This window comes from Calidithermus chliarophilus DSM 9957, assembly GCF_000430045.1.
GTDB classification, from domain to species: domain Bacteria; phylum Deinococcota; class Deinococci; order Deinococcales; family Thermaceae; genus Calidithermus; species Calidithermus chliarophilus.
In genome coordinates this window covers 502,589-527,312 of sequence record NZ_KE387027.1, presented here as the reverse complement: position 1 = coordinate 527,312, position 24,724 = coordinate 502,589, and the positions used below count along the sequence as shown (strand labels likewise).

Sequence of the window (24,724 nt, the reverse complement as noted above, 5' to 3'; positions counted from 1 at the left end):
GCGGCTATCAGCTATCGGCCATCGGCGCCCGGCGTTCAGCGTCCTGCACGCGACCCGCTCCCTTAGCCAATTGCACACATTCTTCCAACCCACTTGCGCTACACTATTGGCAGATGGTGAAAACACTGGATACTACCCGAAAGATCGAGCTGATCCGCCAATCCCTGGAAGACAAAAAGGCTGAAAACGTGGTGGCTCTGGACCTGCGACAAGCGTCCGAGAGCCTTGATTTCTTCGTCATCGCCACCGGCACCAGCCGCCCGCACCTCGAGGCGCTCGAGCGGGCGGTGCGCGAACGGCTGGAGGACGAAGGCCTGTCCCCGCTCCACGTCGAAGGCCCCAGCCAGCGGTGGATCCTGCTCGACTACGGCGAGGTGTTGGTGCACATCATGACCCCCGAGGCCCGTGAATACTACGACCTCGAGGGCTTCTGGACCGACGCCCGCCGCCTGAGCGCCTGAGCCCAGCCTTTTCAAAGGACAGGGACAGAGGCACCATGCCTCCCCTGTCCTTTCGCTTTGCCGCGGCTACCCGCCGATGAGGAACTGGAAGGCCACCATCGCGGCCACCGAGACGGTGAGGGCCGTAGCCACGCTGGACGCGGGGGCGTCCTCGAGGGCTTCCGACAGGATCTCCGCGACCGCGAGCCAGATCATGGCCCCGGCGGCGAAGCCCAGGCCGAAGGGCAGCACCGGCCGGAAGGCCTCGACGAACAGGAAGGCGGGGACGGCCATCAGGGGCTGGGGGAGCGAGGAGAACACGCTCCACCACGCGGCCCGGAGCACGGAAACCCCCTTGGGTACGAGCACCAGGCTGATCGCCAGACCTTCGGGGATGTTGTGCACGGCGATAGCTAGCGTGATGAACACGCCGAAGGCCTCTCCCCCGCCGAAGGCCACGCCCACCCCCACGCCTTCGGCGAAGGAGTGCACCGTCATGATGCCCACCAGCAGCAGGGCCTTGCGCGAGTCCAGCACGCCGAGGTTGCCCAGCCGGAAGTCCTCGTAACGGCCCAGCAGGCGGTGGGTGAGGACGATGAAGGCCAGGCCCACGAGGACCCCCAGCAGCACGCGGGGCAGGCTGTAGCCCACCCCCTCGTAGATCAGGCCGAAGCTCGCCGCCAGCATCAACCCCGCCGCGACCGCGTTGGCGACCCCCAGGGTCCGGCGGCTGAACCCGCGCCGCAGCAGGAAAGGCAGCGCCCCCAGCCCCGTGGCGACGGCGGTCAGCAGGGCGTAGAGGAATACGGTTAGGGTCGTCGGCTCCATCCCGGTCAGCTTATTGCAAGTGATTATCACTTGCAATAAAAGAAGCCCCTTTTGTCGGGCTCTTCCCCCAGGCGGCGCTCCGGCGAGGCTTCACGCCCGGTCTTGGGGCGGGAGGACCCGGAGCAGCCAGGCGGTCACGTCGGCCGCCACCTCGTCGGCCTTGGAGTCGAGGAGGAGGTCGTGCTCGCTGTCGTAGACTTTGTGCTCCTTGCTGGCGCTCCCCAAAAGTTCGTAGTAGCGGCGCACCGCGGCCTCGGCGACGGTGCTGTCGTGGCGGGCCTGGAGCACCAGGGCCGGGGCCTTGACCCGGGGCAGGTAGCCCGGCACCATCCGGGTGAGCTCGAGCACCTCCACGAAGGCCTTGGTGGGGAAGTAGGGGTAGTTGGGGTTGTTGCGCCGCCGCTCGGGGTCGAGCACCGAGTTGGTGCCCTTGCCCCGGCGGATCAGCCAGCTCAGGTAGGGGGCGAAGGGGGCCAGGCGGTCCACGAAGCCCAGGGCGGGCACCAGGGCAACGAGCGCCTCGGTGGGTTCTTCGGCCGCGAGCTTGGCCGCCAGCAGGCCGCCCATGGAGAGGCCGACCACCGCGCGGGGCTGGGACAGGGAGCGGTAGGCCTCGAGCGCCACCCGGTACCAGTCCTCCCAGCGCACCCCCTCCAGGTCTTCCGGGCGGGTGCCGTGACCGGGCAGCGCGGGCTGCAGCACGGTGTATCCCGACTGCCGCAGGGCTTCGGGGAGGGGGCCTAGAGTGAGGACGGGGTGCGAGGTAAAGCCGTGCAACACCAGGACGTTGCCCATGGATCAAGTGTAATACCGGCCCGGACCCGCCTCAAAAACCGGAGCGTAACGGGGGGTTCACGCGAATTCATAAAGCCCGGAAGCGGCGGGCGTGCGTAGAATGCAGGCGAAAGGGAGAGGCCGTGCTGCGTGGCGACTTGAAGGAGTTTCCGTTGCTCAACCTGCTGCAGACCCTGCAGGGGAGCAAGCGCGACGGCAGCCTCTACCTCGAGCACCCTCAGGCGCCGGCCTGCCTCTCCCTGCGGCAAGGACGCCTGGTGGGGGCCGAGGCCGGGGGGCTGGCGGGCGAGCACGCGCTGGAGCTGATCGCCGGGATGCGCGCCGTGCCCTTTCGCTTCGAGGAACGCCCGGCCCCCGTCGCCCACAACCTCGCGGGCGACCTGGCCGTGCAGCAGCGGCTGGCGCAACAGGTCGAGGACTGGCAGGCGCTCGAGCTCCTGCCGCGCGAGTGGGACGAGGTGCTGAGGCTGAAGCCCCGCAGCGGCGAGGTCGAGCTCTCCCTCGACATGGCGAAGCTCGTCACCCTGAGCGACGGGCAACCCGTCGCCGCCGTCTTGCTCGGCGCCGGGATACCGCCGCTGCAGGCCGCGCGGAAGCTCGACCGCCTGCTGGGGCTGGGGGTGCTCGAGGCCCGCCCCCAGGTGCCGCTGGTGCGCCACAAGCTGATGATCCTGCCGCTGTACGGCACGCCGCCGGGGGTGGCCTACGTGGACGAGGGGCTGTACCAGGAATGGGGCCCCAGGGTGCGCACCGGCGTGCGGCTCTCGCTGCAGGTGCGCCAGGGGCCCGTCCTGCACTTCCAGGTACGCCCCAGGCCCAGCCTGGCCGGGCGGGTGGGCCTGAGCGACGCCGACCTGCGCCGGCACCGGCTGGGGCGGGGGCTCGAGGCCGAGGCGTGGTTCGAGCCGGTCTAGCCGGGCAACGGGCCGGAAAGGGCGTCGGGGTCGGGACGGCTATATCCGGACGAGGGCATGCAGGTGAAGAGCGCGGCCCGGGGAGAACACGACAGGCGGGGGATGAGGAAACCCTATGAGTTTTGAAGCGATCAATCAGTGGCTCAACGGCCTGGTGTACGGCCCGGTGATGATGCTGGTGTTTCTGGCCGTCGGGCTCTACCTCTCGGGGCACACCCGCTTCTTGCAGCTCACCCGGTTCGGGGTGGCGCTGCGCGAGACGCTGGGGGCCGTTCGCGAGCGCTCGGAGAGCTTCGGCGGGACCATCACCCCCTTCCAGGCGGTGATGATCGCCCTCTCGGGCACGGTGGGCACCGGGCACGTGGTGGGGATGGTGGCTGCCATCCTGTCGGGCGGCCCCGGGGCGGTGCTGTGGATGTGGCTGGGCTACGCGGTGGGCACCGCCACCAAGTTCGCCGAGGCCACCCTGGCGGTGCACTTCCGCCGCCACTACGCCGACGGCTCGATCTCGGGCGGCGCGATGTACTACATCCGGCAGGCGCTGGGGCCACGCTGGGGCTGGGTGGCGGGGCTCTTCGCCGTCTTCGCGATGTTCTCGGCCTTCGGCGGGGGCAACCTGGTGCAGGCCAAGGCCCTGAGCGAGACGCTCCAGACGAGCTTCCAGGTGCCCCCGGCGATCACCGGGCTGTTGGTGGCGACGCTCGCCGGGGTGGTGCTGGGCGGCGGCATCGTCGGGGTGGCCCGCTTCGCCTCGGTGGTCTTCCCCCTCAAGCTCCTGCTCTTCGCGCTCGCCGTCGTGCCCCTGCTGGTCGTGTACGCGGAGAAGATCCCCGCGGCCTTCGGCCTGATCTTCTCCTCGGCGCTGAGCCTCGAGGCCGCCGCGGGCGGCGCGGCGGGCTACACGCTGGTGCAGATCTTCCAGGCCGGGATGGGCCGGGGCATCTTCGCCAACGAGGCGGGGCTGGGCTCCTCGGCCTTCGCCCACGCCCAGGCCCGGGTGGACCACCCCGTGCGGCAGGGCCTGTGGGGCGTCACCGAGATGCTGACGAGCTTCCTGGTCACCACCCTCACCGCCTTAGCCTTCCTGGCCTCGGGGGTGTGGGAGGGCTTCCTGGGGGGCTCGCCCACCGAGGCCGCGGTGCGGCTCTTCGAGGCCCACTTCCTGCACAGCAGTGTCCTGGCGGTGCTGCTGATCGTGTTCGCCATGGGCACCCTGATCACCTGGGGCTTTTACGGCGAGGAGGCCGCGGCCTACCTCTTCGGCGAGGGGGTCCGCTGGCCCTTCCGCCTGTGCTACTTGGTGCTGGCCTTCATGGGGCCGCTGGGGGGCCTGGGCACCTTCCTCAGCCTCAGCGACACCCTCAACGGCCTGATGGCGATCCCCAACCTGCTCGCGCTGGCGGTGCTGGCGGGGCTGGTGGGGCGGCTGGTGCGGGGCTTCTTCTCGGGCGAGGCCTGGGTCCCCCCGCGCGGCCGCGACGTCGACGGCCGCTGAGGCTGCCTATCCTCCCGGGCGCTTCTGGTAGAGTCAGGCCGTGAGTGAGAAACCCAAACGGGTCGTGGTGGGGCTCTCGGGGGCCTCGGGCATGGCGTATGCGACCGACCTGCTCCAGACCCTGCGGCGCCTTGAGGGCGTGGAGGTTCACCTGGTGATGAGCCAGGGGGCCAAGCGGGTGCTGGTGGAGGAGATGGGCAAGAACCCCGAGGAGGTGGAGGCCCTGGCCCACGCGGTGCACCGCTCCCAGGACATCGGCGCCCCCATCGCCTCAGGCTCCTTCCGCACCCTGGGCATGGTGGTCGTGCCCTGCAGCGCGACCTCGGTCGCCAAGATCGCCTACGGCCTGGCCGACAACCTGCTCACCCGCGCCGCCTACGTCCACCTCAAGGAGCGCCGCCCCCTCATCCTGGTGCCCCGCGAGGCCCCCCTCCCCATCCCCACCCTCGAGGCCCTCCTCAAAGCCGCCCAAGCCGGAGCCACCATCCTCCCCGCCGCCCCCGGCTTCTACACCAAGCCCCAGTCCATCGAAGACCTTCTGGCCTTCATGACCCAGCGAATCCTGGATTTGCTGGGGCTGGAATATCCCAGGGCACCGCGGTGGAAGGACTGAGGGGAGCGGGAAGCCGCCAGCAAAGGGCGGGAGGTTCGTGGCCCGTGGCTCGTGGCGACCCCTCCCCGACCCTCCCCGCCTGCGGGGAGGGGTATCCCCCCAGCCCCCCTTGCTAAGGGGGGGACAAGGCGTTTTGCGTTTGGCGTTTTGCGTTTTGCGTTTGGCGTTCGGCGTACGACGTACGCCGTAGGACGTACGACCCGCGCCAGGCTATCAGCTATCAACCATCGACCCCTCACCGCAGGAAAAACGCCGCGTAAACGCCCCCCAGCACGATGCGGTAGATGGCGAAGGGCACGAAGGTGTTGCGGCTGACGAAGGCCAGCAGCCAGCGCACGGTGAGCAGGGCGGTGACGAAGGCGGCGATGAAGCCGACGAGCATCAGGCCAAAGCCCTCGGTGGGGAAGGTGTCGGCGCTTTGCAGCAGGTCGTAGCCGGAGGCGGCGAGCATGGTGGGCACGGCGAGGATGAAGGAGAACTCGGCGGCGGCGCGGCGCGAGAGGCCGCTGAGCATGCCGCCGACGATGGTGGCGGCGCTGCGCGAGGTGCCGGGGAAGAGGGCGGCGAGGCCCTGGAACACGCCGATGAGGGCGGCCTGGGCCAGGGGCATCTCGTTGATGTCGTCGTACTTCTTGTGGCCCTGGAGCCAGCGGTCGACGAAGAGCAGCAGCACGCCCACCCCGATCAGGGCGCTCACCACGATCAGGTCGTTGCCGAGGATCTGGTCCTTGATCAGGCGGTAGAGCCCGAAGCCGATGACGCCGGTGGGGATGAAGGCCACGACGATGCGCTTCCAGACCTCGAGGTCGCGCAGAAAGCGCGGGAGGTAGAGCGCCAGCACCGCCAGGATGGCGCCGAGCTGGATCACGATGAGGAAGCTTTTGGCGAAGTTGTCGGTCTCGATGGGGATGCCCAGCAGGTGCGAGGCCAGGGTGAGGTGGCCCGTGGAGGAGATCGGCAAGAACTCGGTGAGGCCCTCGAGCACCCCCAGCAGGATGGCTTCCAAAACAGTCACGCCCATGAGCCTAACACGCGAGGGCTTGTGAGAGGGGGCCAACGCTGCGGCTTTTCTGGTAGCCTTTGGGCTGATGTCGGTGAGCGTGCTGCTTCCCGCTGCCGGTTCGGGCGAGCGCCTGGGGCGCGGCCCCAAGGCCTTCGTCGAGGTCGGCGGCAAGGCCTTGCTCGAGTACGCGCTCGAGGCCTTCGCCTGGGCCGACGAGGTGCTCGTGGCCCTGCCCCCGGGCCATGCCCTGCCCCCGCGCCCCGGCGTGCGTTTCCTGGAGGGGGGTAAAACCCGGCAGCAGAGCGTGTGGAAGCTGCTCCAGGCGGCGACCGGCGAGGTGGTGCTGGTGCACGACGTGGCCCGGCCCTTCGTGGTGCGGGCGGCGCTCGAGCGCCTGCTCAAAGCCGTCGCCGAGACGGGGGCGGCGACCCTGGCCGTCCCCGTGCCCGACACCCTGGTGGAGGACCGGGCCGGGGCCTACGGCGCGGTGATCCCGCGCGAGCGCCACCGCCTGGTGCAGACCCCGCAGGGCTTCCGGCGCGAGCTGCTGATGGAGGCCCACCTCGAGGCCCTGCGCGAGGAGCGAGACTTCAGCGACGACGCCCAGATGGTGCTGGCCCTGGGGCACCCGGTCGCGCTGGTGGAGGGCGACCGCCGGATGTTCAAGCTGACCTACCCCGAAGACCTCGACCTCGCCGAAGGGCTGGCCCGCACGTGGAACTGCTAGCCCCCGCCAAGGTGAACCTGGGCCTGTCGGTGCTGGGCAGGCTCGAGGGCGGCTACCACGAGCTCCACACCCTCTTCGCCGCGCTGGACCTGGGCGACCGGCTCGTCGTGGAGCCGCGCCCGGCGGGGATCGCGCTCGAGGTGATGGGCACCGACCTTTCCGCTGGCCCGGACAACCTCGTCCATAAGGCGGCGCAGGCCTACCTCGAGGCCGCCGGCTGGCCCGGCGGGGTGTGGGTGGGGCTGGAGAAGAGGCTGCCGCTGGCCGCCGGGTTGGGCGGGGGCTCCTCCGACGCGGCGGCGGTGCTGCGGGCGCTCTCTGGCCTCTACCCTGCCCCGCTCGACCTGCCCGCCATCGCCCGGAGGCTGGGGGCCGACGTGCCCTTCTTCCTGCTGGGCGGGATGGCCGAAGGGCGGGGGGTGGGGGAACGGCTGCGGCCCGTGGAGGGCGCGGAGGCCCACCTGGTGCTGGTCAACCCGGGCCTCGCGGTCTCGGCGGCCTCGGCCTACAAGGCCCTGCGGCCCGAGGAGTGGGGGCCGGAGTTGGACCTGGCGGGCATCCTCGAGGCCCTGCGCTCGGGGCACAACCCGCCCTACTGGAACAGCCTCGAGGCCCCGGTCTTCCGGCTCGAGCCCCAGGTGGCCGAGCTCAAGTTCTACCTGCAGGCCGTGGGGCTGCGCGGGGTGCTGATGTCGGGCTCGGGCTCGACCGTCTTCGGCCTGGCCCACGACGCCCAGGAGGCGCAGTTCTACGCCCGGCAGCTTCAGGCCCGCTTCCCCCAGTTCTGGGTGCGGGCCGCCCGAACGGTCCCGGCGCAATTGTAGGAGCGTTTGCGGCTGGCCCCGCTCCCTGGGTGTATATTCATGGGGTCATCGGGGGTGCTTGGCGATGAGCCAAGCTGAGAAATACCCTTGGAACCTGACCCGGTTAGGACCGGCGTAGGGAGCGTGACGGGAACGAAGCAAGGCCACCGCGCCTTGAACCCCCCTCCGGTGACAAGGGGGATTTTTTTATGCTCAAAAAGGTTCTTCTGGTGGCGCTGGCCCTCCTGGGGCTGGCCCAGGCGCAACCGCTCACGGTCCTGAGCCACGAGAGCTTCAACCTCGACAAGAAGCTCGTGGCCGAGTTCGAGCAGAAAAGCGGCGTCAAGCTGCGCTTCCTCAAGGCGGGCGACGCCGGGGAGATGCTGAACAAGGCCATCCTCAGCAAGGGGGCGCCCGTGGCCGACGTGATCTACGGCTTCGACAACTCCCAGCTCTCGCAGGCCCTGCAGGCCGACATCCTCCAGCCCTACGCCTCGCCCGCCCTCTCGGCGCTGCGCCCGGAGTTCGTGCTCGACAAGACCTACCGCGCCCTGCCCGTGGACTTCGGCTACGTGGCGCTCAACTACGACAAGGCCTACTTCAAGGACAAGCCCCTGCCCCAGAGCTTCGCCGACCTCGCCAAGCCCGAGTTCGCCAAGCTGCTCGTCGTCTCCAACCCCGCCACCTCCTCCCCCGGCCTGGCCTTCCTGCTGGCGACGGTCAAGACCTTCGGGGAGGAGGGCTACCTCGAGTTCTGGGCCAAGCTGCGCGAGGGCGGGGTGCGGGTCGAGAAAGGCTGGAGCGAGGCCTACTACACCGCCTTCTCCAAGTCGGGCGGCGACCGCCCGCTGGTGGTGAGCTACGCGACGAGCCCCGCCGCCGAGCTGTTCTACTCGGAGAAGAAGCTCGACGAGCCCCCCACGGGCAACCTGCTGCTGCCGGGCAGCTCTTTCCTGCAGGTGGAGTTCGTAGGCATCCTCAAGGGCACCAAGCAGCCCGCCGCCGCGCGCAAGTTCGTGGACTGGCTGCTCTCCAAGGCGGCGCAAGAGAGCATCCCCACCGAGATGTGGGTCTACCCCACCCGCAAGGACGCCAAGCTGCCCGAGGTGTTCCGGTGGGCCGAGGTGCCCAAGGCCCCCTCCGCCCTCGAGCCCCAGAGCATCGCCAAGAACCGCGAGCGCTGGGTGAGCGAGTGGACCAAGGTGGTGGTGCAGGGGCAGTCGCCGGAGGCGGTCAAGCGGGCGCGGAAGTAACGCGGAACGGGGTCATCCCATGCGGCTGAGCCCCCTGCTGGCCCTGCCGGTGCTGCTTTTCCTGGCGCTGGCGCTGGGCTACCCGCTGGCGCGGGTGCTGCTGCTGGGCCTGGGGGAGGGCTTGGGGGAAACCCTGCACAACCCTTACTACTGGGGGCGGCTGGGGTGGAGCCTGGGGTACGGGCTGGCCTCGAGCCTGCTGACCGTGCTGCTGGCGTTGCCGCTGGCCTACGCCTTCCGCTACCGCTTCCCGGGGCGGGAGGCCTTGCTCTCGCTCTCGACCGTGCCCTTCGTGCTGCCCACGCTGGTGGTGGCGCTGGGCTTTCTGGCGCTGGCGGGCCCGCGCGGCCTGCTGGGGCTCAACCTGCAGGGGACGCCCTGGATCCTGCTGTGGGCGGCGGTGTTCTACAACCTGGGCCTGGTGCTGCGCCTGCTGGTGGTGCTGCTGCCGAGCCTCGAGACCCCCCTGGCCGCCGCCCGCACCCTGGGTGCTTCGCCCTGGCGGGCCTACCTGCGGGTGGGCGTCCCGCTGCTGGCCCCGGGGCTGCTGGCCGGGGGCGGCCTGACCTTCCTCTACACCTTCAGCAGCTTCGGGCTGCCGCTGGTGTTGGGCGGGACCCGCTACGCGACGCTCGAGGTCGAGATCTACACCCTGCTCAGCTACCGCCTGGCCTTCCCCGAGGCCACCGCGCTCGCGCTGGCCCAGCTCGCGGTGAGCGCGGGGGTCACCCTGCTCTACCTGTGGGCGCAGGCCCGGCTGGCCCTGTCGCTGCAGAGTGGGGCAGGCCCCCGGACCCTCCCGCGCCCGAAGGCCTGGGCGCTCGCGCTGGCCCTGTGGCTGGGGTTCGCCCTGCTCTACGCCCCCTTGCTGGCCCTGCTGCTCCAGGCGCTGCAGCACCCCGCCGCCTTCACCTCCGTCTGGCGCGGCGACGGCTTCACCCCGGCCGGTGAGGCCCTTTGGAACACCCTGCGCTTCGCCGGGCTGACCCTGCTGCTGGCCTTCCCCATCGGCTTCCTCTACGCCTACGCCGTGTGGCGGGGCGAGAGGCAGGGCCGGGGCACCCGCTGGCTCGACCTGAGCGGGATGCTGCCCCTGCTGGTCTCGCCGGTGCTGGTGGGGCTGGGCTACCTGCTGGCCTACCCCCGGCTCAGCGGCTCGCTGGTGTTGCTGGTCGCGGCCTATACCCTGCTGAGCTACCCCCTGCTGAGCCGGGCGCTGCTCCCGGCACTGCGGGCCATGCCGCACAGCGTGCTCGAGGCCGCCCGCACCCTGGGCGCGGGCCCCTGGCGCCGGCTGTGGCGCGTGGAATGGCCCCTGCTCCAGCCCGCGCTGCGCTCAGGAGCGGCCCTGACCCTGGCCGCCGTGGTCGGGGAGTTCGGGGCCACGCTGGTCCTGCGCCGCCCCGAGTGGACCACCCTCTCCCTCGCCATCTACGAGCGCCTGGGCCGCCCCGGAGCCACCCCCTTCGCCGAAGCTTTGGCCCTCGCCGTACTGCTGGGGCTCTTGGCGGGCGGGGTGTTCTACCTGCTCGACCGAGGACGGGGCACGGTGGGCTAGGGCCGGAGGCTCGTGGCTAGAAAGAGCAAGGGCGGGCACGGGGCCCGCCCCTACGTCATGCGTTTAGCGTTTTGCGTTTGGCTATCGACTATCGGCGTTGGGCGTTCGACTACCGACCCTCTACGCCTTCCCCGCCGAGCCGAACAGCTCCATGCGGGTCTTGACGATCTTCTTCATCTCCTCGCGGGCCGGGCCTAAGATCTTGCGGGGGTCGAACTCCTTGGGGCTGCTGCCCAGCACCGCCCGCATCACCGCGACGAAGCCCAGGCGCAGGTCGGTGTCGGTGTTGATCTTGGCGATGCCGGCCTGGATGCCCTTCTGGATGTCCTCGGGGTGGATGCCTGCGGCGTCGCCGATCTCGCCCCCGGCGGCGCGGAAGCGCTCGACGAGTTCCTGGGGCACGCTGCTGGCCCCGTGCATCACCAGCGGGTTGGGGGTGGCGGCGGCGATGGCCTTGATGCGCTCGTGGTCGATGAAGGGGCGGCCCTTGCCCTTGTAGGCCCCGTGCGAGGTGCCGATGGCGACGGCCAGGTAGTCGGCGCCGGTGGCCTCCATGAACATCTTGGCCTCGTCGGGGTTGGTGAGGAAGGCGTCCTCGGCGCTCACCACCACGTGCTCCTCGACCCCGCCCAACCGGCCGATCTCGGCCTCCACGGTCACGCCCAGGGCGTGGGCGGCTTCCACCACGCGCTTGGTCTCGCGGATGTTGGTCTCGGTGTCCTCGTGGGACTTGTCGATCATCACGCTGGTGAAGCCCATCTGGATGGCCTTGAGGCAAGACTCGTAGGAGGAGCCGTGGTCGAGGTGGATGCACACCGGCACCCGCGCGTCGCGGCCGAGCTCGCGGGCCATGGTCACCAGGGCTTTGCCGCCGTACTTCATGGCGCCTTCGGAGAGGGCGAGCAGCACCGGGCTGCGGGCCTCCTCGGCCGCCTCGAGCACCGCCTGCACGAACTCCATGTTGTTGATGTTGAAGGCCCCTACCCCGTAGCCCTCTTTGCGGGCCTTGCTCAGGATCTCCATTCCGGTTACGAGCATCTTTGTCCTCCGGGGCATAGTCTAACGTACGCTCAACGGTGAACGCCGGGTGCTGTCGATAGCCGATAGCCGATAGCCGATAGCCGGATGCCCAACGCCGGGCGCGGGTCGTACGGCGTACGTCGTACGTCCTACGCCGTACGCAAAACGCAATACGCAAAACTCAAGACGCCCTAGACCCTCGCCCTCGACGCCGGCGGGGAGGGGTTCCCACGGGCCACACGCCACGAGCCCTCAGCCTTTGGCTGACCGCTGAAAGCTGACCGCTGAGGGCCAATAGCTCTCTTCAGTACGCCCTTCCCGTCGCCTTGGTGAGCAGCAGCTTGAGTTCGTGGGGGCTGGTGGCGGTGAGTTCGGCGTCCTCGAGGGTGATGAGGCCTTCCATGTAGAGCTTGGCGAGGTGCTGCTCGAAGGTTTGCATGCCGCGCAGGTTGTCCTGGCCCATGAATTCGCGGATCTGGGGGGTTTTGTGCTCGTCTTTGACGAGTTCGCGGATGAGGGGGGTTGCCAGCAGCACCTCCAGCGCCAGCACCCGGCCCTGGCCGTCGACGCGGGGCACGAGGCGCTGGGAGAGGATGCCCAGCAGCGACTCGGCCAGCAGGATGCGGATCTGGGTGTGGTCCTGGGGGGGGAAGAAGTCGATGATGCGGTTGATGGTGCGGATGGCGTCGAGGGTGTGGAGCGTCGAGAAGACCAGGTGGCCGGTCTGGGCAGCCATGATCGCGGCCTCCACGGTCTCGCGGTCGCGCATCTCCCCGATGAGGATGACGTCGGGGTCCTGGCGCATGGCGTACTTGAGGCCGGTGAGGAAGGAGTCGGTGTCGACGCCGACCTCGCGCTGAACGACCAGGCTCTTCTTGTGCTTGTGCAGGTACTCGATGGGGTCTTCGATGGTGATGACGTTCTTGGCCGAGTGCAGGTTGATGTAGTCGACCATGGCGGCCAGGGTGGTGGTCTTGCCCGAGCCGGTGGGGCCGGTGACGAGCACCAGCCCGCGCTCCTGGTTGGCCAGGTTCTCCATCACCTCTTTGGGCAGGCCCAGCGCCTCGAAGCCGGGGATGGCCTCGGAGACCACGCGGATCACCATGCCCATGCTGCCGCGCTGGTGCATGAGGTTGCAGCGGAAGCGGGCCAGGCCGGGGAGGGTGAAGGCGAAGTCGAGCTCTTTGCGGTACTCGAGCTCCTCTTGCTGTTCGGGGGTCATGAGCGCCTTGGCCACGGTCTCGATGTCGCCGGGGTTGAGCACCTTGTTGTTGAACGGTTTGAGTTTGCCGTACACCCGCATGGTGGGCGGGGCTCCGGCTTGCAGGTGAATGTCCGAGGCCTGGGCTTGCACCATGGCCTTGAGCATGTCGAGGATGGAAGTGGATTTAGAGCTCATCAGGGCTACCTCGGCCATAGGCCAATGCTAGTTCAGGCTACCGTGGGCCCCTGCGGTTCTTCACAAGCGGGGGAGTGACCTTAATTTTGGATTAAGGAAGCAGGCCTCAGTTGGCGTTCTCACCGCGCATATCCAAATTTCCAGTGTATTTCATTCGGTACATGGCGGCGTCCGATTTGACCAACAGCGCCTCGAGGCTATCCCCCTCCTGCGGCCGCACGCAGCCCACGTCGCCCTGCACCTCGACCACGCCCACCGAGGTCTGGAAGGGGTGGCCGAAAACGCCCATCAGCCGCTCGAGCAGGTCCGGGGAGGCGCTCGCCACAACGAACTCGTCCCCGCCGTAGCGCACGACCAGGTCGGTGCTGCGCACCACCCCCTTGAGGCGCTCGGCCACGCTGCGCAGCACCTCGTCCCCGACGGTGTGGCCGTAGGTGTCGTTGATGGCCTTGAAGTTCTTGAGGTCCACGAAGGCCAGCACGAAGGGCTTGCTGCCGCGCAGCCAGTCGCTCAGCCGGCCCAGCCCGGCCCCCCGGTTGAGCGCCCCGGTGAGCGGGTCGCGCTCGCCGATGTAGCGCTCGAGGTGCAGCCCGTGGGAGTTGAGCGCGAAGATGAGCAGCCCCATGGCGTGGGCCAGCAGGTAAGGCACGTAGCCCGGGTAGCCGTAGCCGACCACCGCCAGCACCGCGGCCGCGCCCAGGTAAGGCGCGGCCTCCCAGCGGCGCACCCCCCGGTCGGTGCCCGCGACGACCGAGCTATAAAGCCAGATGTAGACCATGAACACCATCGGGCTCTGGCTGCCGCCCACTAAGCGCAGCGCCCAAGCCAGCAGCAGCAGGTCGCCGAAGAACACCAGGTCATCGAGGAAGACCCCTTTGCGCCGGTAATGCCAGTAGTTAAGCGCCTGCTGGGCGAAGGAGAGCATGAGAATAGGCAGCAAATCCGGCAGGCCGACGGGAACCCCCCCAATTGCACCGAGGAATACCAATCCCGCCGCGAGCACCATCCGTGCCCACACCCCGTTGAGCCAGCCCTGGAAAATCAGGGAACGCATTTCGCCTATTCTAGTCGGCTTCACGGAATCTTTGCACGCGACGTAGACCTTTCGCCAGGCCCCGCCCGCAGGCCGAGCCGGGGCGGCGTGTGGCTAGCGGTCTGTCGAGGGTCGAGGGTCCAGGGCCAAAGCGTCTCGCGTTTTGCGTCTTGCGTTCGGCGTTCGGCGTAAGACGTACGACGTACGCCGTAGGACGCACGACGCACAACCTGCGCCCGGCGTTCGTCTACCCTCGACCCCCCAGCAAACTATGGACCAACTTCAAAGCGTACTCCCAGGTCTGCTCCACGTCCTCCCAGCGTACGTGCGCCGCGACGTCGCTGGGCCAGTGCCAGTTGGGGATGACGCCCTCCTCGAGCCGGATCAGGGTGAGGCAGGGGTTCTTGGGGAAAGCCCGGGTGTCGAAGTAGGCCAGGCGGTACTCGAGGGGCTGGGCACCGGGCAGGGCGCGGGCGGCCTCGAGCAACTCCCCCGCGTAGGGCCGGTAGCCCAGCATCCCCTCCCCTACCGCGTAGAACAGCGTGCCCCGGCCCACGTTGTCGAGGTTGAGGATGAGCGCGTCGGCGGGGATTTCGCCGCTGCGGGCCAGGGCCAGCGCCCCCTTGGTCCCGACCTCCTCGCAGCCGGTGAGGGCCAGGACCACCCGCCACCCGGGGGGCGCCTGCCGGGCCAGCTCGTCGAAGAGCGCGGCCGCCACCGCCACGCCCGAGGCGTTGTCGTTGGCGCCGTTGACGTACGGGGCGGTGAGCTCGCGCCACAGCAGCAGGGCGGCCTGCGCCAGGAAGTATAGCCCTACCGCCTGCCCCAGCCAGGGCACCAGCACGGCGGGCGGCAGGGCGAAGGCCAGCACCGCGTTGAGCAGGAAGTTGGCCCGGAAGCCGCGCACCCGGCGGGGGTCGTAGATGAACCAGGTCTTGGCGCTGTCGTAGTGGGCCATCAGCACCAGCGTCCGGCCGCCGGCCCCGGCCTCGGCCAGGAGGTTTTGTGAGGGGTGGCGGTCGAAGAGCGCGGCCCAGGGGGTCCACACGCCCCGGAAGTGGGCCCAGAAGGCGAGGGCGCCCAGCAGGGCCAGCCAGAACAGCTCGAGCAGGCCGCCCGCCGCCAGCGCCAGGCTCACCGCCAGCAGTTCCCAGCCGTAGGTGCGGGGCGCCCGGAAGGGCTGGGTCCGCACCGCGTGACCGCGGGCCTCGAGCCACCCCCGCAGCAGCCCCGCCGCGCGGGCCTCCATCCCGGTGGCGCTGCCGCGGTGGGGCAGGGCGCACAACGCTTCCCAGAGTTCGCGCACCGCTCCAGTGTATCGGGCAATCCGCCGCGGCCGACAGTGAGGGGCCAGGCGGTGCGGTAAACTGCCGCCATGGGCAAGAAGCGCCGCGAAGAGAAGCTCCGCCGCAAGACCAACCAGCGCCCCCCGCTGACCCTCAAGGAGGCTTTCAAGTTCTTCCCTGGTCTGTTCCTGCGCACCTTCCTGGTGCTGACCCCTGTCACCCTGGCGATGGTGCTGCTGGCGAGCCTGGGGCTCACCTTCTTCAATAACTTCTTCGTGCAGATCGCGGTTTACCTGGGCGTCTACTTCGCGTTCCAGCGCTTCATCATGGGGCCGCTGTACCGCCGCCCCACGCCGCGGTCGAAATAGCCGGAGGCGGGCTTTGCGCCCGCCTCCGCACTTCGGGGCGGCCTACTTGAGGCCCAGCTTCTGGCGCTCGGCGGCGACCTGGGCGGGCGTCAGCTTCTTGGCGCGCTGGGCCTTGACCTCGGCGGCGGTGAAGGCCTTCTGGCCCTTGGGCAGCTTGTTGCCCCAGCTCGTGCTGACGTGGTTGAGCACGGCCGCGGCCTGGTTGTCGGAGAGCTGGGCGAAGCCCGGCATGGCCCCGTTGTAGGTCTGGCCCTTGACCTTGATCGGGCCCTGAACGCCGTACAGCACGACGTGGATCAGGTAGGCGCGGCCGCCCTTGGCGGTGAGGATGGTCTGGACGTTGCCGGCCAGGGGCGGGAAGGCGCCGGGGATGCCCTGCCCGGTGGGCTGGTGGCAGCCCTGGCACTGCTGGTACACCGTAGCCCCGGTGGGGGCGCTGTTCTGAGCCACTACACCGATGATCACCATGAATACAAGCAGCGGTAAGAGTCGCACGTTTCACCTCCTAACTCACGAGCGGTCCCGGGTTCTTGAGGTAGCGGTTCTTGATGGCGTCGGCGGCCCAGTAGGCCAGGGCCCCGACGGTGCCGGTGGGGTTGTAGCCCGCGTTCTGCGGGAAAGCGCTGGCCCCGACTACGAAGACGTTGGGCACGTCCCAGCTCTGCAGGTAGCGGTTGACGGCGCTGGTCTTGGGGTCGGCGCCCATGACCGCCCCGCCGGTGTTGTGGGTGGACTGGTAGGTGACGATGCCGTAGCGCTCGGGCAACGGGCTGACGTTGGACTTGCTGGGCTTGAGGGCCTCCACGATGCGCCGGAGCACCCCCGCCAGGTACTGCGAGGCCTTGATCTCGTTGGGCCCCCAGTCGAAGGTCAGGCGCAGCAGGGGGAGGCCGTAGGCGTCCTTGTAGGTAGGGTCGAGGTCGAGGTAGTGGCCGCGGTAGCTGAGGACGCCGCCCTGGGCGCCGATGTTGAAGAAACGGTTGTAGTAGCGGGCGGTGGCCTGCTTCCACTGGGGCCCCCAGCGCGGGGTGCCGGGCGGCACGGGGCGCGAGAGGATGGGCCGGGCGCCGGTCTGGTAGACGGCGATGTTGGCCCCGCCGATGAAGCCCAGGCTCGAGTGGTCGAAGTTGTCGCCGTTGAAGTCGTCGATGGACATGCCCAGCGCCCCGGCCCCCATGAAGGAGTTCATGATCTTGTCGTCGAAGAACACCCCGGCGTTGGTGAAGCCCTGGTAGGCGTAGTTGCGCCCCACCACGCCCTCGTTCTTCACCGGGTCGTAGGGCTGCCCGATGCCCGAGAGCAGCATCAGCTTGACGTTGTTGAAGACGTAGGAGGTCAGGCAGATGAGCTCGGCGGGCTGGACGTACTCCAGCCCCGTGCGCAGGTCCACGTAGGTCACGCTCACCGCGCGCTTCTTGTCGGGGCTGAGGTTGACGCGCACCACGTTGCAGTGGGTGCGCAGCTCGAAGTTGCCGGTCTTGGCCGCCACCGGCAGCACCGTGACCTGCGGGCTCGACTTGGCCGCGACCTCGCAGCCGAAGCGCTCGCAGAAGCCGCAGTACACGCAGGGGTTGAGCTGCACCCCGTCGGGGTTGGTGTAGGGCCGGGTCATGTTGGCGGAGGGCTGGACGAAGGGGTGGAAGCCCAGCCCCGCGGTCGCGCGGCGGAAGAGCTCCATCGCGCGGGTCACCTTCATGGGCGGGTTGGGGTACTCGCGGCTGCGCGGGCCCTCGAAGGGGTTGCCCCCGGGCTGGACCTGCCCCTTGAGGTTGCCCGCCTTGCCCCCGATGCCGCAGGTGTACTCGAAGCGGTCGTAGTAGGGCTCGAGCTCCTCGTAGGTCACGCCCCAGTCCTGCACGGTGGCGTCCTCGGGGAGGATGCCGCGGCCGTAGCGCTCGAGGGTGGCCGAGAGGGCGCGGAAGTCCCAGGGCAGGAAGCGCCAGGTCACGCCGTTCCAGTGCACCCCCGAGCCCCCGACCCCCTCCCCGAGCAGGAAGGAGCCCTGCTGGCGCATGGGCAGCGCCCGCTGCTGGAGGTTGTTGCGGAAGGAGATGGTCTCGCGCGAGAGGTCCTGCATCAGCTCGTGGTACACCGCGTAGCGCAGCTCGTCGTGGATGCGCGGGGGCTGGAAGTCGGGGTTGGTGTCGCGGGGTTCGCCCCGCTCGAGGCCCACCACCTTCAGCCCGGCCTGGGCCAGCTCCTTCGCCAGGATGCCCCCGGTCCAGCCCACGCCCACCAGCACCACGTCCGCCGGCTTGAGTTCGGTCGCCATCGCAGCCTCCTACCGCCGGGCCACCGGCCGGTGGATGGGGTGCCCGTGCTCGTCCACCTGGGCCTGCCCGCCCAGCAGGTCGGGGATGCTCACGGGGTCGACCTCATAGGGCTTGCCCCACTGCTCGATGAAGCCCACGTAGGCCGCGGCCACGCCGGGGAAGCCCACCAGCCTCCAGCCCACCTTGCCGCGGTTGCCGCCGTAGGCGGGGTCGGCGAAGTAGCCCTTCATGGTGTCGGAGAGCATCATGTTGAAGAAGGTGCGCGCGGGCAGGTCGCCCAGCTCGACACTGCCCTCCTCGAGGCCCTTGAGCACGGTGTCCTTCTGCTGGGCGCTGAGCCGGTCGAAGGTGCGCGAGTAGGTGCGGGCGCAGTAGCGGTTGGTCGCGGCGATGCCCAGCCGGTAGATCTCGCGCGGCTTGAGCGGGAGCTGGTAGCCCTGCTCGGGCTGGCCCGGCTCCCAAGGGCCCTGCATGTACCAGCGCCCGCCGTGGCCGTACATCGAGTTGAGCTGCTGGTCGATGAAGTAGGCGCAGCCGGCCTCGAGGCCCCCCGGCCCCAGCGCGTCGGAGGGGATGAGCCGCGCCACCACCGCCTCCATGAAGGCCGCCTCGGCCGAGTTGAAGAAGGTGTAGCCCTGCGGGTGCGCCGCCAGGGCCCGCTGCAGGACCTGCTGGGCCTGGGGGTGTTGATGGGTCATGGGCGGAGGGGGATAGCCCTGGGCCTTACCCCCTCCGCCGACCAGAGCGCCCAGCGACGCCCCACCGACCACCTTCAAGAAACTGCGCCGGTCGAATTTCACTGCCATAGTGCTCCCTCATTCGGGGGGATAATTCGTCCAGAATGGCGGCGCCGGATAGGGGTAGCTCCTGGACTCGATGGGGCCGAACCGCTGGGCCAGGACGTCTCACGCTCCTTTCGACACCGGAAAGCTACCGGCCCAAGCTGATGCCCGACTGACCCGGGCCTAAGCCGAGGCTGAAACGGCGGTGCGGGAGGCCCCGGGAAAGGGAAAGCCGTGCTCCGTGGCCTTCATGGGGCGGTGCCCAGCCCGCGCAAAACCTCCTCGGCCCACTCGCGCCCCGCGTCGCCGCCCCACAGCAGCCAGCCGATGTAGGCGTCGCTGGGCTCCTGCCCCGCCCCGGGCGGCTCGGGGGGGTCCTTGGCATAGCGGGAGAAGAACTGGGCGAGGAGCCGCACCTCGTTGAGGCTCATGGGGCGGCCCATCGTCAGCCGGCGGGCCACCTCGAGCCCCGCCTCGCTGCCGCCGCGCCCGTACCTCCTGCGCAGCTCGAGGCCCTTGCGGGCCGCGTCGCGCACGGCCTGGGGAGCTCTATAGTCGTGTGCCACGGTCGCTTCCCTCCCACTTCGCCATCATGGGAAGCGTGCCTGACCTCAGGCTTCTTGGGGTCTGAGCCCCGGCTGAGCCGGAGCCCGCAGCCCGCGACCGGGGGCATGGGCGCTGGGCAGGTCCGGGACCCTCGGGGGGATCTGGTCCGGCGGCGCTTGACAATATTCAAGCACTCAATAAATTTATTGAATATGGACCCGACCCGGAAGCGCCGGTTCAAGCAGCAGCTCTTCGACCAGTTCGCCCGCCTGGGCAAAGCCCTGGCCAACAACCACCGCCTCGAGCTCATCGAGCTGCTCGCCCAGGGCGAGCGCAGCGTCGAGAGCCTCGCCCGCGAGGCCGACCTCTCCGTCGCCAACGCCAGCCAGCACCTGCAGGTGCTGCACGCGGCGGGGCTGGTGGAGCAGCGGCGCGAGGGCGTGTTCGCCTACTACTCCCTGACGCCGGGGGCGTTCCCGCTCTGGCAGGCCCTGCGCGACCTCGCCCGGCAGCGCCTCGCCGAAGTCGAGCGCCTCGTGGAGAGCACCCTCGAGCGCGAGGGCGAGCCCGTCGGGCTCGAGGAGCTCGCCCGCAGGCTCGAGCACGGCGACGCCGTGCTGCTCGACGTGCGCCCGCTGAGGGAGTTCGAGGCCGGGCACATCCCCGGCGCGATCCCCGCACCCGTCGCGGAGCTCGAGGCGCTGCTGCCGTCCCTGCCCCGGGGGGTGGAGGTCATCGCGTACTGCCGGGGGCCGTACTGCACCTTCGCCGATGAGGCCGTCGAATTGCTGCGTGCGCGGGGCTTCAACGCCCGCCGCCTGGAGCTGGGCCTGCCCGATTGGCGGGCCGCCGGTTACCCGGTGCGGCAGGGGGTGGGCGCGTGATCCTGCGCCAGTACCTCCACACCGAGCCCGCCGTCGGCGCGTCCTACCTGCTGGGCTGCGGCGGCAAGGCCAGCGGCGCGGTGGTCGACCCGATGGGCCCCGTCGCGCCCTACCTCGAGGACGCCGAGCGCCTGGGCCTGAAGCTCCGCTACGTCATCGACACCCACGTCCACGCCGACCACCGCTCCAGCGCCCTCGAGCTCGCCCGAGCCGCCGGCGCGCGGTACGTGCTGCACGAGAGCGTCGCCGCGAAGTTCGACTTCCACCCGGTCAGCGACGGCGACCGGCTCGAGCTGGGCAACGTCGGGCTCACCTTCTGGCACACCCCCGGCCACACCCCCGAACACCTGTGCGTGCTGGTCACGGACCGCACCCGCAGCGACGAGCCCTGGATGGTCCTCACCGGGCACACCCTGATGGTGGGCGACCTCGGGCGCACCGAGCTCGCCGGCAGCGCCGAGGAAGGTGCCCGCGACCTCTTCCGCAGCGCCCGGCGCCTGAAGGGCCTGCCGGACCACCTCGAGGTGTTGCCCGGCGCCTTCCTCGGCTCGGTGTGCGGGCGCGGCCTGTCGGGCAAGGCCTGGAGCACCATCGGCTTCGAGCGCCGCTTCAACCGGGCCTTCCGCGTGGAGGACGAGGCCGAGTTCGTCGCGTTGATGCTCCGGGACATCCCCCCGCGCCCCGAAGGCTTCGAGCAGGTTCGCGCCCATAACCTCGAGGGCTGATGGAGCGGCCCGCCGTCCCCCCCGGCCCGCGGCTCGGGCTGCGCGAGAACGCCGCGCAGTTCGCGCTGCTGATGCTGGTCAACGCGATGGTCGGCGGCATGGTCGGGCTCGAGCGCACCGTGCTGCCGCTGGTGGCGAGCGAGGAGTTCGGGCTGGCCTCGAGCAGCGCCGCCACCAGCTTCATCGTCAGCTTCGGCCTGACCAAGGCGCTGCTCAACCTCGCCAGCGGGGTGTTGGCCGACCGGCTGGGCCGCAAGCCGCTGCTGGTGCTGGGCTGGCTCTTCGGCCTGCCCGTGCCCTTCGTGCTGATGTTCGCGCCGCACTGGGGCTGGGTCGTCTTCGCCAACGTGCTGCTGGGGGTCAACCAGGGGCTCGCCTGGTCGGCGGCGGTGGTCATGAAGATCGACCTGGTGGGGCCGAAGGCGCGGGGGCTGGCGGTGGGGCTCAACGAGTTCGCCGGATACCTGGCGGTGGGGGTGACGGCGTGGCTCACCGGCTACCTCGCCGGCATCTACGGCCTGCGCCCCGCCCCCTTCGTCCCCGGCGTGGCCTACGCGGTGCTCGGGCTGGGGCTGTCGGCCTTCCTCGTGCGGGACACCCGCGCCCACGTGCGGCTCGAGCACGAAAGCCGCCCCCCGGGCCCGGCGGCCCTCCCCTTCCGTGCGGTCTTCGCGCGCACCTCCTGGCGCGACCCGCGCCTCTTCGCGGCGTGCCAGGCCGGGCTGGTCAACAACCTCAACGACGGCCTGTCGTGGGGCATCTTCCCGCTGTTCTTCGCCGCCAAGGGGCTGCCGCTGGAGGAGATCGGGCTGCTCAAGCTCGTCTACCCGCTGGTGTGGAGCGTGCTGCAGGTGCTCACGGGGCCGCTTTCCGACCGGGTCAGTCGCTACGGCCTGATCGCATGGGGCATGGGCGTGCAGGCAGCAGGCATCGCCCTCACGCTCCTGACGAACGGCCTGGCGGGGTGGCTGGCGGCGATGGTGCTGCTGGGGGCCGGCACGGCGATGGTCTACCCGACGCTGATCGCGGTGGTGGGCGACGCGAGCGAGCCGGCGTGGCGGGCGCGGGCGCTGGGCGTGTACCGCTTCTGGCGGGACGTCGGCTACGCGGCGGGGGCCCTGCTGGCGGGCCGGGTCGCCGACTGGCTGGGCTTCGACTGGGCCATCGGGCTGGTCGCCGGGCTGACCTTCGCCTCGGGGCTGATCGTGGCGAGCCGGCGGGCCGCGCCCTGAGGCCCCTGCGGGATGACCGCGGGAAGGTCCTGGGAAGGGGGGCCGCTCCAGACTGAGGCCGGTGGGTGGAACCCCACCCCGAAGGAGGAGCACATGGTCACGCAGAACCGGATCAACGGCGTGGACGTAGACAGGCTCGTCGCCACCGTGCAGGCCATCCAGGCCGACCCCAACCTGGCCCGCTTCCGCTTCCGCGCGCACACCGACTGGGTCTCGGGGGGCAACGCCAAGACCCGCATCCAGGGCTTCTACGGCGCGGGGCAGGAGGACACCTCGAGGGCCGCCCCCTTCACCCTCGAGGGCGACGAACCCCCCGTGCTGCTGGGGACCAACAAGGGCCCCAACGCGGTGGAGGCGGTGCTGCACGCCCTGGCCTCCTGCCTGGCGGTGGGCTTCGTCTACAACGCCGCCGCGCGGGGGATCAGGGTGGAGGCGCTGGAGTTCGACCTCGAGGGCGACCTCGACCTGCAGGGCTTCCTGGGGCTCTCCGACAAGGTGCGCCCCGGTTACGAGGGCCTCACGGTGCGCTACCGGGTCAAGGCCGACGCCCCCAGGGAGAAGGTCGTCGAGCTGTGCGACTACGTGCAGAAGACCTCGCCGGTGCTCGACATCATCCGCAACCCGGTGCCGGTGAAGGTGGTGCTCGAGGGTTGAATGGGACTTGCGCGAACGGCAGGAACCGGGTTGACGGGCCCGGGCTGCGCGGCGGTACACGGGTGCAGCCCGGTTCCGGTCAGGGTTAGCGAGCTGTGCGCCGGAAAGGGTATACTGCATCTCTCAGTCAATTGTCGGGGAGGTAATCATGGCGAACGTTCCGACGCCTGACGCGGTCCTCGAGGCCACCGAAGCCGCCGGCTACGAGGGCGCGATCTGCGCCACGCTGACCCCGCTGATCAAGCGGAGGCTGGATGACCTCGCCAGCGGCCAGGTCCTGGAGATCCGCACCGACGACCAGAGCGCCAGGCTCGACGTGCCTTCCTGGTGCCGGCTCTCCGGTAACCCCCTGGTAGCCACGCTCGAGGAAGGCCCCCTGATCAGGTTCCTGATCCGCAAGAAGTAGAGGAGGTGTGGATTATGGCGAAGATTCTGGCGCACTGTACCCACGGCAAGGACGACCCCGAGCGGGCCATGCTGCCTTTCATCGTGGCTAACGTGGCCGCTTCGGCGGGGCAGGAGGCGGTGGTGCTGCTGACCATCGAGGGGGTCTGGCTGGCCACTAAGGGCTACGCCGACGGCATCGAGAAGCCGGGCTTCCCGCCACTGCGGGACACCTTGAACTCCCTCCTGCAGAACGGCGGGCAGGTGTGGGCCTGCGGGACCTGCACCAAGCCCCGTGGCATCACCGAGGCCGACCTGATCGAGGGGGCCAAGATCGTGACCGCGGCCTACGTGGTGGAGTACCTGGCCCAGGGCGGGGTTTCGACCCTGGATTTCTGAGGAGGGCCCATGATCGAGGTTGACCGTGAGGAATTGCGGGCCAAGGTGCAGGCGGTGTACCAGAAGGTGGCCGAAGAGCCCCGAGGGGAGTTCCACTTCGAGCTGGGCCGGGGGCTGGCCCTGAAGCTGGGCTACCCGGGGGAGTTGCTCGAGCAGATCCCGCCGGAGGCGCTCGAGTCCTTCGCCGGGGTGGGCTACCACCTCGACCTCGCCGCCCTAAAGCCCGGCGAGGCGGTGCTGGACCTGGGCAGCGGCTCGGGCACCGACACCTTCGGCGCGGCCGTGCGGGTGGGGCCGCGCGGCCGGGCGGTGGGGCTCGACATGACCGAGGCCCAGCGGCAGAAGGCCCACGCGCTCAAGGAGCGCGCCGGCTTCGCCCAGGTGGAGTTCTGCCCCGGCCACATCGAGGAGCTGCCCTTCGCCGACGGCTCCTTCGACGCGGTGATCAGCAACGGGGTGATCAACCTGGCGCCGGACAAGGCGCGGGTGTTCAGCGAGGCCGCCCGCGTGCTCCGGCCGGGAGGGAGGCTGGCGATCTCCGACATCGTCAGCGAGCTCGAGATGCCCCCCTCCATCACCTGCAACAGCAGCCTGTGGGCCAGTTGCATCGGCGGGGCCATGCAGCAGGACGCGTACCGCCGCGCGGTCGAGGAGGCGGGGTTGAAGGTCGTGGCCTGGCGCGAGAACCCGCAGTACGCCTTCCTCTCCAAAAGCGCCCAGGGGGCCAGCCGCACCTACGGGGTGAGGTCGGTATCGCTGCTGGCGGTCAAAAGCTAGGCCTCCCCCTGCGCCCCCGGCGCCTCGAGGTGTAGCCTGAAAGGGCGGAGGTACGCCGATGTCCACCCCTCTCGAGGCGGTCGAGCTGCGCGTCTTGGGGGGCTTCGCGGTCCGGGTGGGCGGCCTCGAGGTGGCCGAGGAGGCCTTCGAGCGCCGCAAGGCCCGGAGCCTGCTGAAGCTGCTGGCCCTGCGGGAGGGCTACCGCCTGCGCCGCGACGAGGCGCTGGAGGCGCTGTGGCCCGCGCTCTCGCCCCCGGCCGCGCTGAGCCAGCTTTACAAGGCGGTGCACCAGGCCAGGGCAGCCCTGGCCTCCGTGAGCCCCGCGGTCTCCCCCGAGGGGCTCCTGACGCTCAAGGACGAGGTGCTCGCGCTCCAGGCCCCGGGCGGGGTGCGCAGCGACCTCGAGGCCTTCTTTTTGAACTGGGTTATCCCGCTCGCAACCTCGAGGGTTGATACCGAGGGCTTAGAAACGTTTTTGTTAACGAAAAATGGGAAACTCCATATGAGTCCTAGAACAACGGCTAGCCAAATCT

Annotated in this window: 28 protein-coding genes and 1 riboswitch; of the genes, 17 read left to right on the top strand and 11 right to left on the bottom strand. The window is 69.8% G+C overall.

The genetic code is table 11. The features are described 5' to 3' along the window. The first annotated feature begins 113 nt into the window (after positions 1-113). Positions 114-461, top strand: a complete 348-nt coding sequence (gene rsfS / locus MEICH_RS0119565; RefSeq protein WP_027893996.1) for a ribosome silencing factor — start codon at positions 114-116, stop codon at positions 459-461. Positions 462-527: 66 nt separating this feature from the next. Here the strand turns inward: rsfS and MEICH_RS0119560 are convergent, their stop codons facing one another. Both MEICH_RS0119560 and MEICH_RS0119555 read right to left on the bottom strand, forming a co-directional pair. Further along, the gene (locus MEICH_RS0119560; RefSeq protein ID WP_027893995.1) at positions 528-1,268 is read right to left on the bottom strand and encodes a ZIP family metal transporter; all 741 of its coding nucleotides are present in this window, start codon (positions 1,266-1,268) and stop codon (positions 528-530) included. A gap of 90 nt (positions 1,269-1,358) precedes the next feature. Then, entirely contained in the window at positions 1,359-2,063 is a 705-nt protein-coding gene (locus MEICH_RS0119555) for an alpha/beta hydrolase (RefSeq protein ID WP_027893994.1), read from the bottom strand. A gap of 122 nt (positions 2,064-2,185) precedes the next feature. Here MEICH_RS0119555 and MEICH_RS0119550 point away from each other — a divergent pair, with 122 nt between their 5' ends. The 3 genes from MEICH_RS0119550 to MEICH_RS0119540 all read left to right on the top strand — a co-directional run bounded on the left by MEICH_RS0119550 (position 2,186) and on the right by MEICH_RS0119540 (position 5,085). After that, complete coding sequence (locus MEICH_RS0119550; RefSeq protein WP_027893993.1) at positions 2,186-2,977, top strand: DUF4388 domain-containing protein; 792 nt, start codon at positions 2,186-2,188, stop codon at positions 2,975-2,977. Positions 2,978-3,092: 115 nt separating this feature from the next. After that, positions 3,093-4,472, top strand: a complete 1,380-nt coding sequence (locus MEICH_RS0119545; protein ID WP_027893992.1) for an alanine/glycine:cation symporter family protein — start codon at positions 3,093-3,095, stop codon at positions 4,470-4,472. Positions 4,473-4,512: 40 nt separating this feature from the next. Then, positions 4,513-5,085, top strand: coding sequence for a UbiX family flavin prenyltransferase (locus MEICH_RS0119540; RefSeq protein ID WP_027893991.1), 573 nt, complete (start codon positions 4,513-4,515; stop codon positions 5,083-5,085). Positions 5,086-5,320: 235 nt separating this feature from the next. Here the strand turns inward: MEICH_RS0119540 and MEICH_RS0119535 are convergent, their stop codons facing one another. Continuing rightward, a complete protein-coding gene (locus MEICH_RS0119535) occupies positions 5,321-6,100 on the bottom strand; it encodes an undecaprenyl-diphosphate phosphatase (RefSeq protein ID WP_157202920.1) in 780 nt (259 codons plus the stop codon). Positions 6,101-6,173: 73 nt separating this feature from the next. Here MEICH_RS0119535 and ispD point away from each other — a divergent pair, with 73 nt between their 5' ends. The 4 genes from ispD (at position 6,174) to MEICH_RS0119515 (ending at position 10,429) form a co-directional block, all read left to right on the top strand. Next, positions 6,174-6,815 carry a 2-C-methyl-D-erythritol 4-phosphate cytidylyltransferase gene (ispD, locus tag MEICH_RS0119530; protein WP_027893989.1) on the top strand — a complete coding sequence of 214 codons (642 nt, stop codon included), beginning with the start codon at positions 6,174-6,176 and terminating at the stop codon, positions 6,813-6,815. Then, a complete protein-coding gene (gene ispE / locus MEICH_RS0119525; protein ID WP_027893988.1) occupies positions 6,803-7,639 on the top strand; it encodes a 4-(cytidine 5'-diphospho)-2-C-methyl-D-erythritol kinase in 837 nt (278 codons plus the stop codon). The genes ispD and ispE overlap by 13 nt, the downstream gene beginning before the upstream one ends. A 40-nt stretch (positions 7,640-7,679) precedes the next feature. Next, a riboswitch (TPP riboswitch) is annotated at positions 7,680-7,778 on the top strand. A gap of 49 nt (positions 7,779-7,827) precedes the next feature. Continuing rightward, entirely contained in the window at positions 7,828-8,871 is a 1,044-nt protein-coding gene (locus tag MEICH_RS0119520) for a thiamine ABC transporter substrate-binding protein (RefSeq protein ID WP_027893987.1), read from the top strand. 19 nt (positions 8,872-8,890) lie between these two features. Next, on the top strand, positions 8,891-10,429 hold the full coding sequence (locus MEICH_RS0119515; RefSeq protein ID WP_027893986.1) for an ABC transporter permease: 1,539 nt from the start codon (positions 8,891-8,893) through the stop codon (positions 10,427-10,429). Positions 10,430-10,549: 120 nt separating this feature from the next. Here MEICH_RS0119515 and fba read toward each other — a convergent pair whose 3' ends face one another. From fba to MEICH_RS0119495, 4 genes are all read right to left on the bottom strand, one after another. Beyond that, a complete protein-coding gene (fba, locus tag MEICH_RS0119510; protein ID WP_027893985.1) occupies positions 10,550-11,467 on the bottom strand; it encodes a class II fructose-1,6-bisphosphate aldolase in 918 nt (305 codons plus the stop codon). Between the two features lie 286 nt (positions 11,468-11,753). Then, complete coding sequence (locus MEICH_RS0119505) at positions 11,754-12,866, bottom strand: type IV pilus twitching motility protein PilT (RefSeq protein WP_036219752.1); 1,113 nt, start codon at positions 12,864-12,866, stop codon at positions 11,754-11,756. An 88-nt stretch (positions 12,867-12,954) separates the two neighbouring features. Next, complete coding sequence (locus MEICH_RS27450; protein ID WP_051304371.1) at positions 12,955-13,902, bottom strand: GGDEF domain-containing protein; 948 nt, start codon at positions 13,900-13,902, stop codon at positions 12,955-12,957. A gap of 226 nt (positions 13,903-14,128) precedes the next feature. Then, positions 14,129-15,187 (bottom strand): M28 family peptidase, encoded by a 1,059-nt coding sequence (locus tag MEICH_RS0119495; RefSeq protein ID WP_027893983.1) that lies wholly within the window; start codon positions 15,185-15,187, stop codon positions 14,129-14,131. 69 nt (positions 15,188-15,256) lie between these two features. On the opposite strand from MEICH_RS0119495, the gene MEICH_RS0119490 reads away from it, so the two are divergent. After that, positions 15,257-15,535 (top strand): hypothetical protein, encoded by a 279-nt coding sequence (locus MEICH_RS0119490; RefSeq protein WP_027893982.1) that lies wholly within the window; start codon positions 15,257-15,259, stop codon positions 15,533-15,535. Between the two features lie 42 nt (positions 15,536-15,577). On the opposite strand, the gene MEICH_RS0119485 is transcribed toward MEICH_RS0119490, so the two are convergent. The 4 genes from MEICH_RS0119485 to MEICH_RS0119470 form a co-directional block, all read right to left on the bottom strand. Further along, positions 15,578-16,003, bottom strand: a complete 426-nt coding sequence (locus MEICH_RS0119485) for a c-type cytochrome (RefSeq protein ID WP_036219749.1) — start codon at positions 16,001-16,003, stop codon at positions 15,578-15,580. Positions 16,004-16,040: 37 nt separating this feature from the next. Further along, complete coding sequence (locus MEICH_RS0119480; protein ID WP_027893980.1) at positions 16,041-17,807, bottom strand: GMC family oxidoreductase; 1,767 nt, start codon at positions 17,805-17,807, stop codon at positions 16,041-16,043. Between the two features lie 9 nt (positions 17,808-17,816). Continuing rightward, entirely contained in the window at positions 17,817-18,614 is a 798-nt protein-coding gene (locus MEICH_RS26180) for a gluconate 2-dehydrogenase subunit 3 family protein (protein WP_084542433.1), read from the bottom strand. 224 nt (positions 18,615-18,838) lie between these two features. Further along, positions 18,839-19,156 carry a hypothetical protein gene (locus MEICH_RS0119470; protein ID WP_027893979.1) on the bottom strand — a complete coding sequence of 106 codons (318 nt, stop codon included), beginning with the start codon at positions 19,154-19,156 and terminating at the stop codon, positions 18,839-18,841. A 192-nt stretch (positions 19,157-19,348) separates the two neighbouring features. Between MEICH_RS0119470 and MEICH_RS0119465 the strand changes: the two genes are divergently transcribed. The 8 genes from MEICH_RS0119465 to MEICH_RS29565 all read left to right on the top strand — a co-directional run. Then, positions 19,349-20,020, top strand: a complete 672-nt coding sequence (locus MEICH_RS0119465) for an ArsR/SmtB family transcription factor (protein ID WP_027893978.1) — start codon at positions 19,349-19,351, stop codon at positions 20,018-20,020. Then, positions 20,017-20,745 (top strand): MBL fold metallo-hydrolase, encoded by a 729-nt coding sequence (locus MEICH_RS0119460; RefSeq protein ID WP_027893977.1) that lies wholly within the window; start codon positions 20,017-20,019, stop codon positions 20,743-20,745. Before MEICH_RS0119465 ends, MEICH_RS0119460 begins: the two co-directional genes overlap by 4 nt. Beyond that, entirely contained in the window at positions 20,745-21,977 is a 1,233-nt protein-coding gene (locus tag MEICH_RS0119455; protein WP_027893976.1) for an MFS transporter, read from the top strand. Before MEICH_RS0119460 ends, MEICH_RS0119455 begins: the two co-directional genes overlap by 1 nt. Positions 21,978-22,070: 93 nt before the next feature. Next, positions 22,071-22,631 (top strand): OsmC family protein, encoded by a 561-nt coding sequence (locus MEICH_RS0119450; protein ID WP_027893975.1) that lies wholly within the window; start codon positions 22,071-22,073, stop codon positions 22,629-22,631. A 148-nt stretch (positions 22,632-22,779) separates the two neighbouring features. Next, on the top strand, positions 22,780-23,037 hold the full coding sequence (locus MEICH_RS0119445) for a sulfurtransferase TusA family protein (RefSeq protein ID WP_027893974.1): 258 nt from the start codon (positions 22,780-22,782) through the stop codon (positions 23,035-23,037). Positions 23,038-23,051: 14 nt separating this feature from the next. After that, positions 23,052-23,414, top strand: coding sequence for a DsrE family protein (locus MEICH_RS0119440; RefSeq protein WP_027893973.1), 363 nt, complete (start codon positions 23,052-23,054; stop codon positions 23,412-23,414). 9 nt (positions 23,415-23,423) lie between these two features. Then, a complete protein-coding gene (locus MEICH_RS0119435) occupies positions 23,424-24,191 on the top strand; it encodes a methyltransferase domain-containing protein (RefSeq protein WP_027893972.1) in 768 nt (255 codons plus the stop codon). A 58-nt stretch (positions 24,192-24,249) separates the two neighbouring features. Then, on the top strand, positions 24,250-24,724 hold a 475-nt coding region (locus tag MEICH_RS29565; protein ID WP_036219747.1), incomplete at its 3' end, for an AfsR/SARP family transcriptional regulator.

Excerpts from the sequence above, each read along its gene's own strand:
- rsfS (WP_027893996.1), top strand. The coding sequence starts at position 114 with ATGGTGAAAACACTGGATACTACCCGAAAGATCGAGCTGATCCGCCAA.
- MEICH_RS0119560 (WP_027893995.1), bottom strand. The coding sequence starts at position 1,268 with ATGGAGCCGACGACCCTAACCGTATTCCTCTACGCCCTGCTGACCGCC.
- MEICH_RS0119555 (WP_027893994.1), bottom strand. The coding sequence starts at position 2,063 with ATGGGCAACGTCCTGGTGTTGCACGGCTTTACCTCGCACCCCGTCCTC.
- MEICH_RS0119545 (WP_027893992.1), top strand. The coding sequence starts at position 3,093 with ATGAGTTTTGAAGCGATCAATCAGTGGCTCAACGGCCTGGTGTACGGC.
- ispD (WP_027893989.1), top strand. The coding sequence starts at position 6,174 with ATGTCGGTGAGCGTGCTGCTTCCCGCTGCCGGTTCGGGCGAGCGCCTG.
- MEICH_RS0119520 (WP_027893987.1), top strand. The coding sequence starts at position 7,828 with ATGCTCAAAAAGGTTCTTCTGGTGGCGCTGGCCCTCCTGGGGCTGGCC.
- MEICH_RS0119515 (WP_027893986.1), top strand. The coding sequence starts at position 8,891 with ATGCGGCTGAGCCCCCTGCTGGCCCTGCCGGTGCTGCTTTTCCTGGCG.
- fba (WP_027893985.1), bottom strand. The coding sequence starts at position 11,467 with ATGCTCGTAACCGGAATGGAGATCCTGAGCAAGGCCCGCAAAGAGGGC.
- MEICH_RS0119505 (WP_036219752.1), bottom strand. The coding sequence starts at position 12,866 with ATGGCCGAGGTAGCCCTGATGAGCTCTAAATCCACTTCCATCCTCGAC.
- MEICH_RS27450 (WP_051304371.1), bottom strand. The coding sequence starts at position 13,902 with ATGCGTTCCCTGATTTTCCAGGGCTGGCTCAACGGGGTGTGGGCACGG.
- MEICH_RS0119490 (WP_027893982.1), top strand. The coding sequence starts at position 15,257 with ATGGGCAAGAAGCGCCGCGAAGAGAAGCTCCGCCGCAAGACCAACCAG.
- MEICH_RS0119485 (WP_036219749.1), bottom strand. The coding sequence starts at position 16,003 with ATGGTGATCATCGGTGTAGTGGCTCAGAACAGCGCCCCCACCGGGGCT.
- MEICH_RS0119480 (WP_027893980.1), bottom strand. The coding sequence starts at position 17,807 with ATGGCGACCGAACTCAAGCCGGCGGACGTGGTGCTGGTGGGCGTGGGC.
- MEICH_RS26180 (WP_084542433.1), bottom strand. The coding sequence starts at position 18,614 with ATGGCAGTGAAATTCGACCGGCGCAGTTTCTTGAAGGTGGTCGGTGGG.
- MEICH_RS0119465 (WP_027893978.1), top strand. The coding sequence starts at position 19,349 with ATGGACCCGACCCGGAAGCGCCGGTTCAAGCAGCAGCTCTTCGACCAG.
- MEICH_RS0119455 (WP_027893976.1), top strand. The coding sequence starts at position 20,745 with ATGGAGCGGCCCGCCGTCCCCCCCGGCCCGCGGCTCGGGCTGCGCGAG.
- MEICH_RS0119450 (WP_027893975.1), top strand. The coding sequence starts at position 22,071 with ATGGTCACGCAGAACCGGATCAACGGCGTGGACGTAGACAGGCTCGTC.
- MEICH_RS0119445 (WP_027893974.1), top strand. The coding sequence starts at position 22,780 with ATGGCGAACGTTCCGACGCCTGACGCGGTCCTCGAGGCCACCGAAGCC.
- MEICH_RS0119440 (WP_027893973.1), top strand. The coding sequence starts at position 23,052 with ATGGCGAAGATTCTGGCGCACTGTACCCACGGCAAGGACGACCCCGAG.
- MEICH_RS0119435 (WP_027893972.1), top strand. The coding sequence starts at position 23,424 with ATGATCGAGGTTGACCGTGAGGAATTGCGGGCCAAGGTGCAGGCGGTG.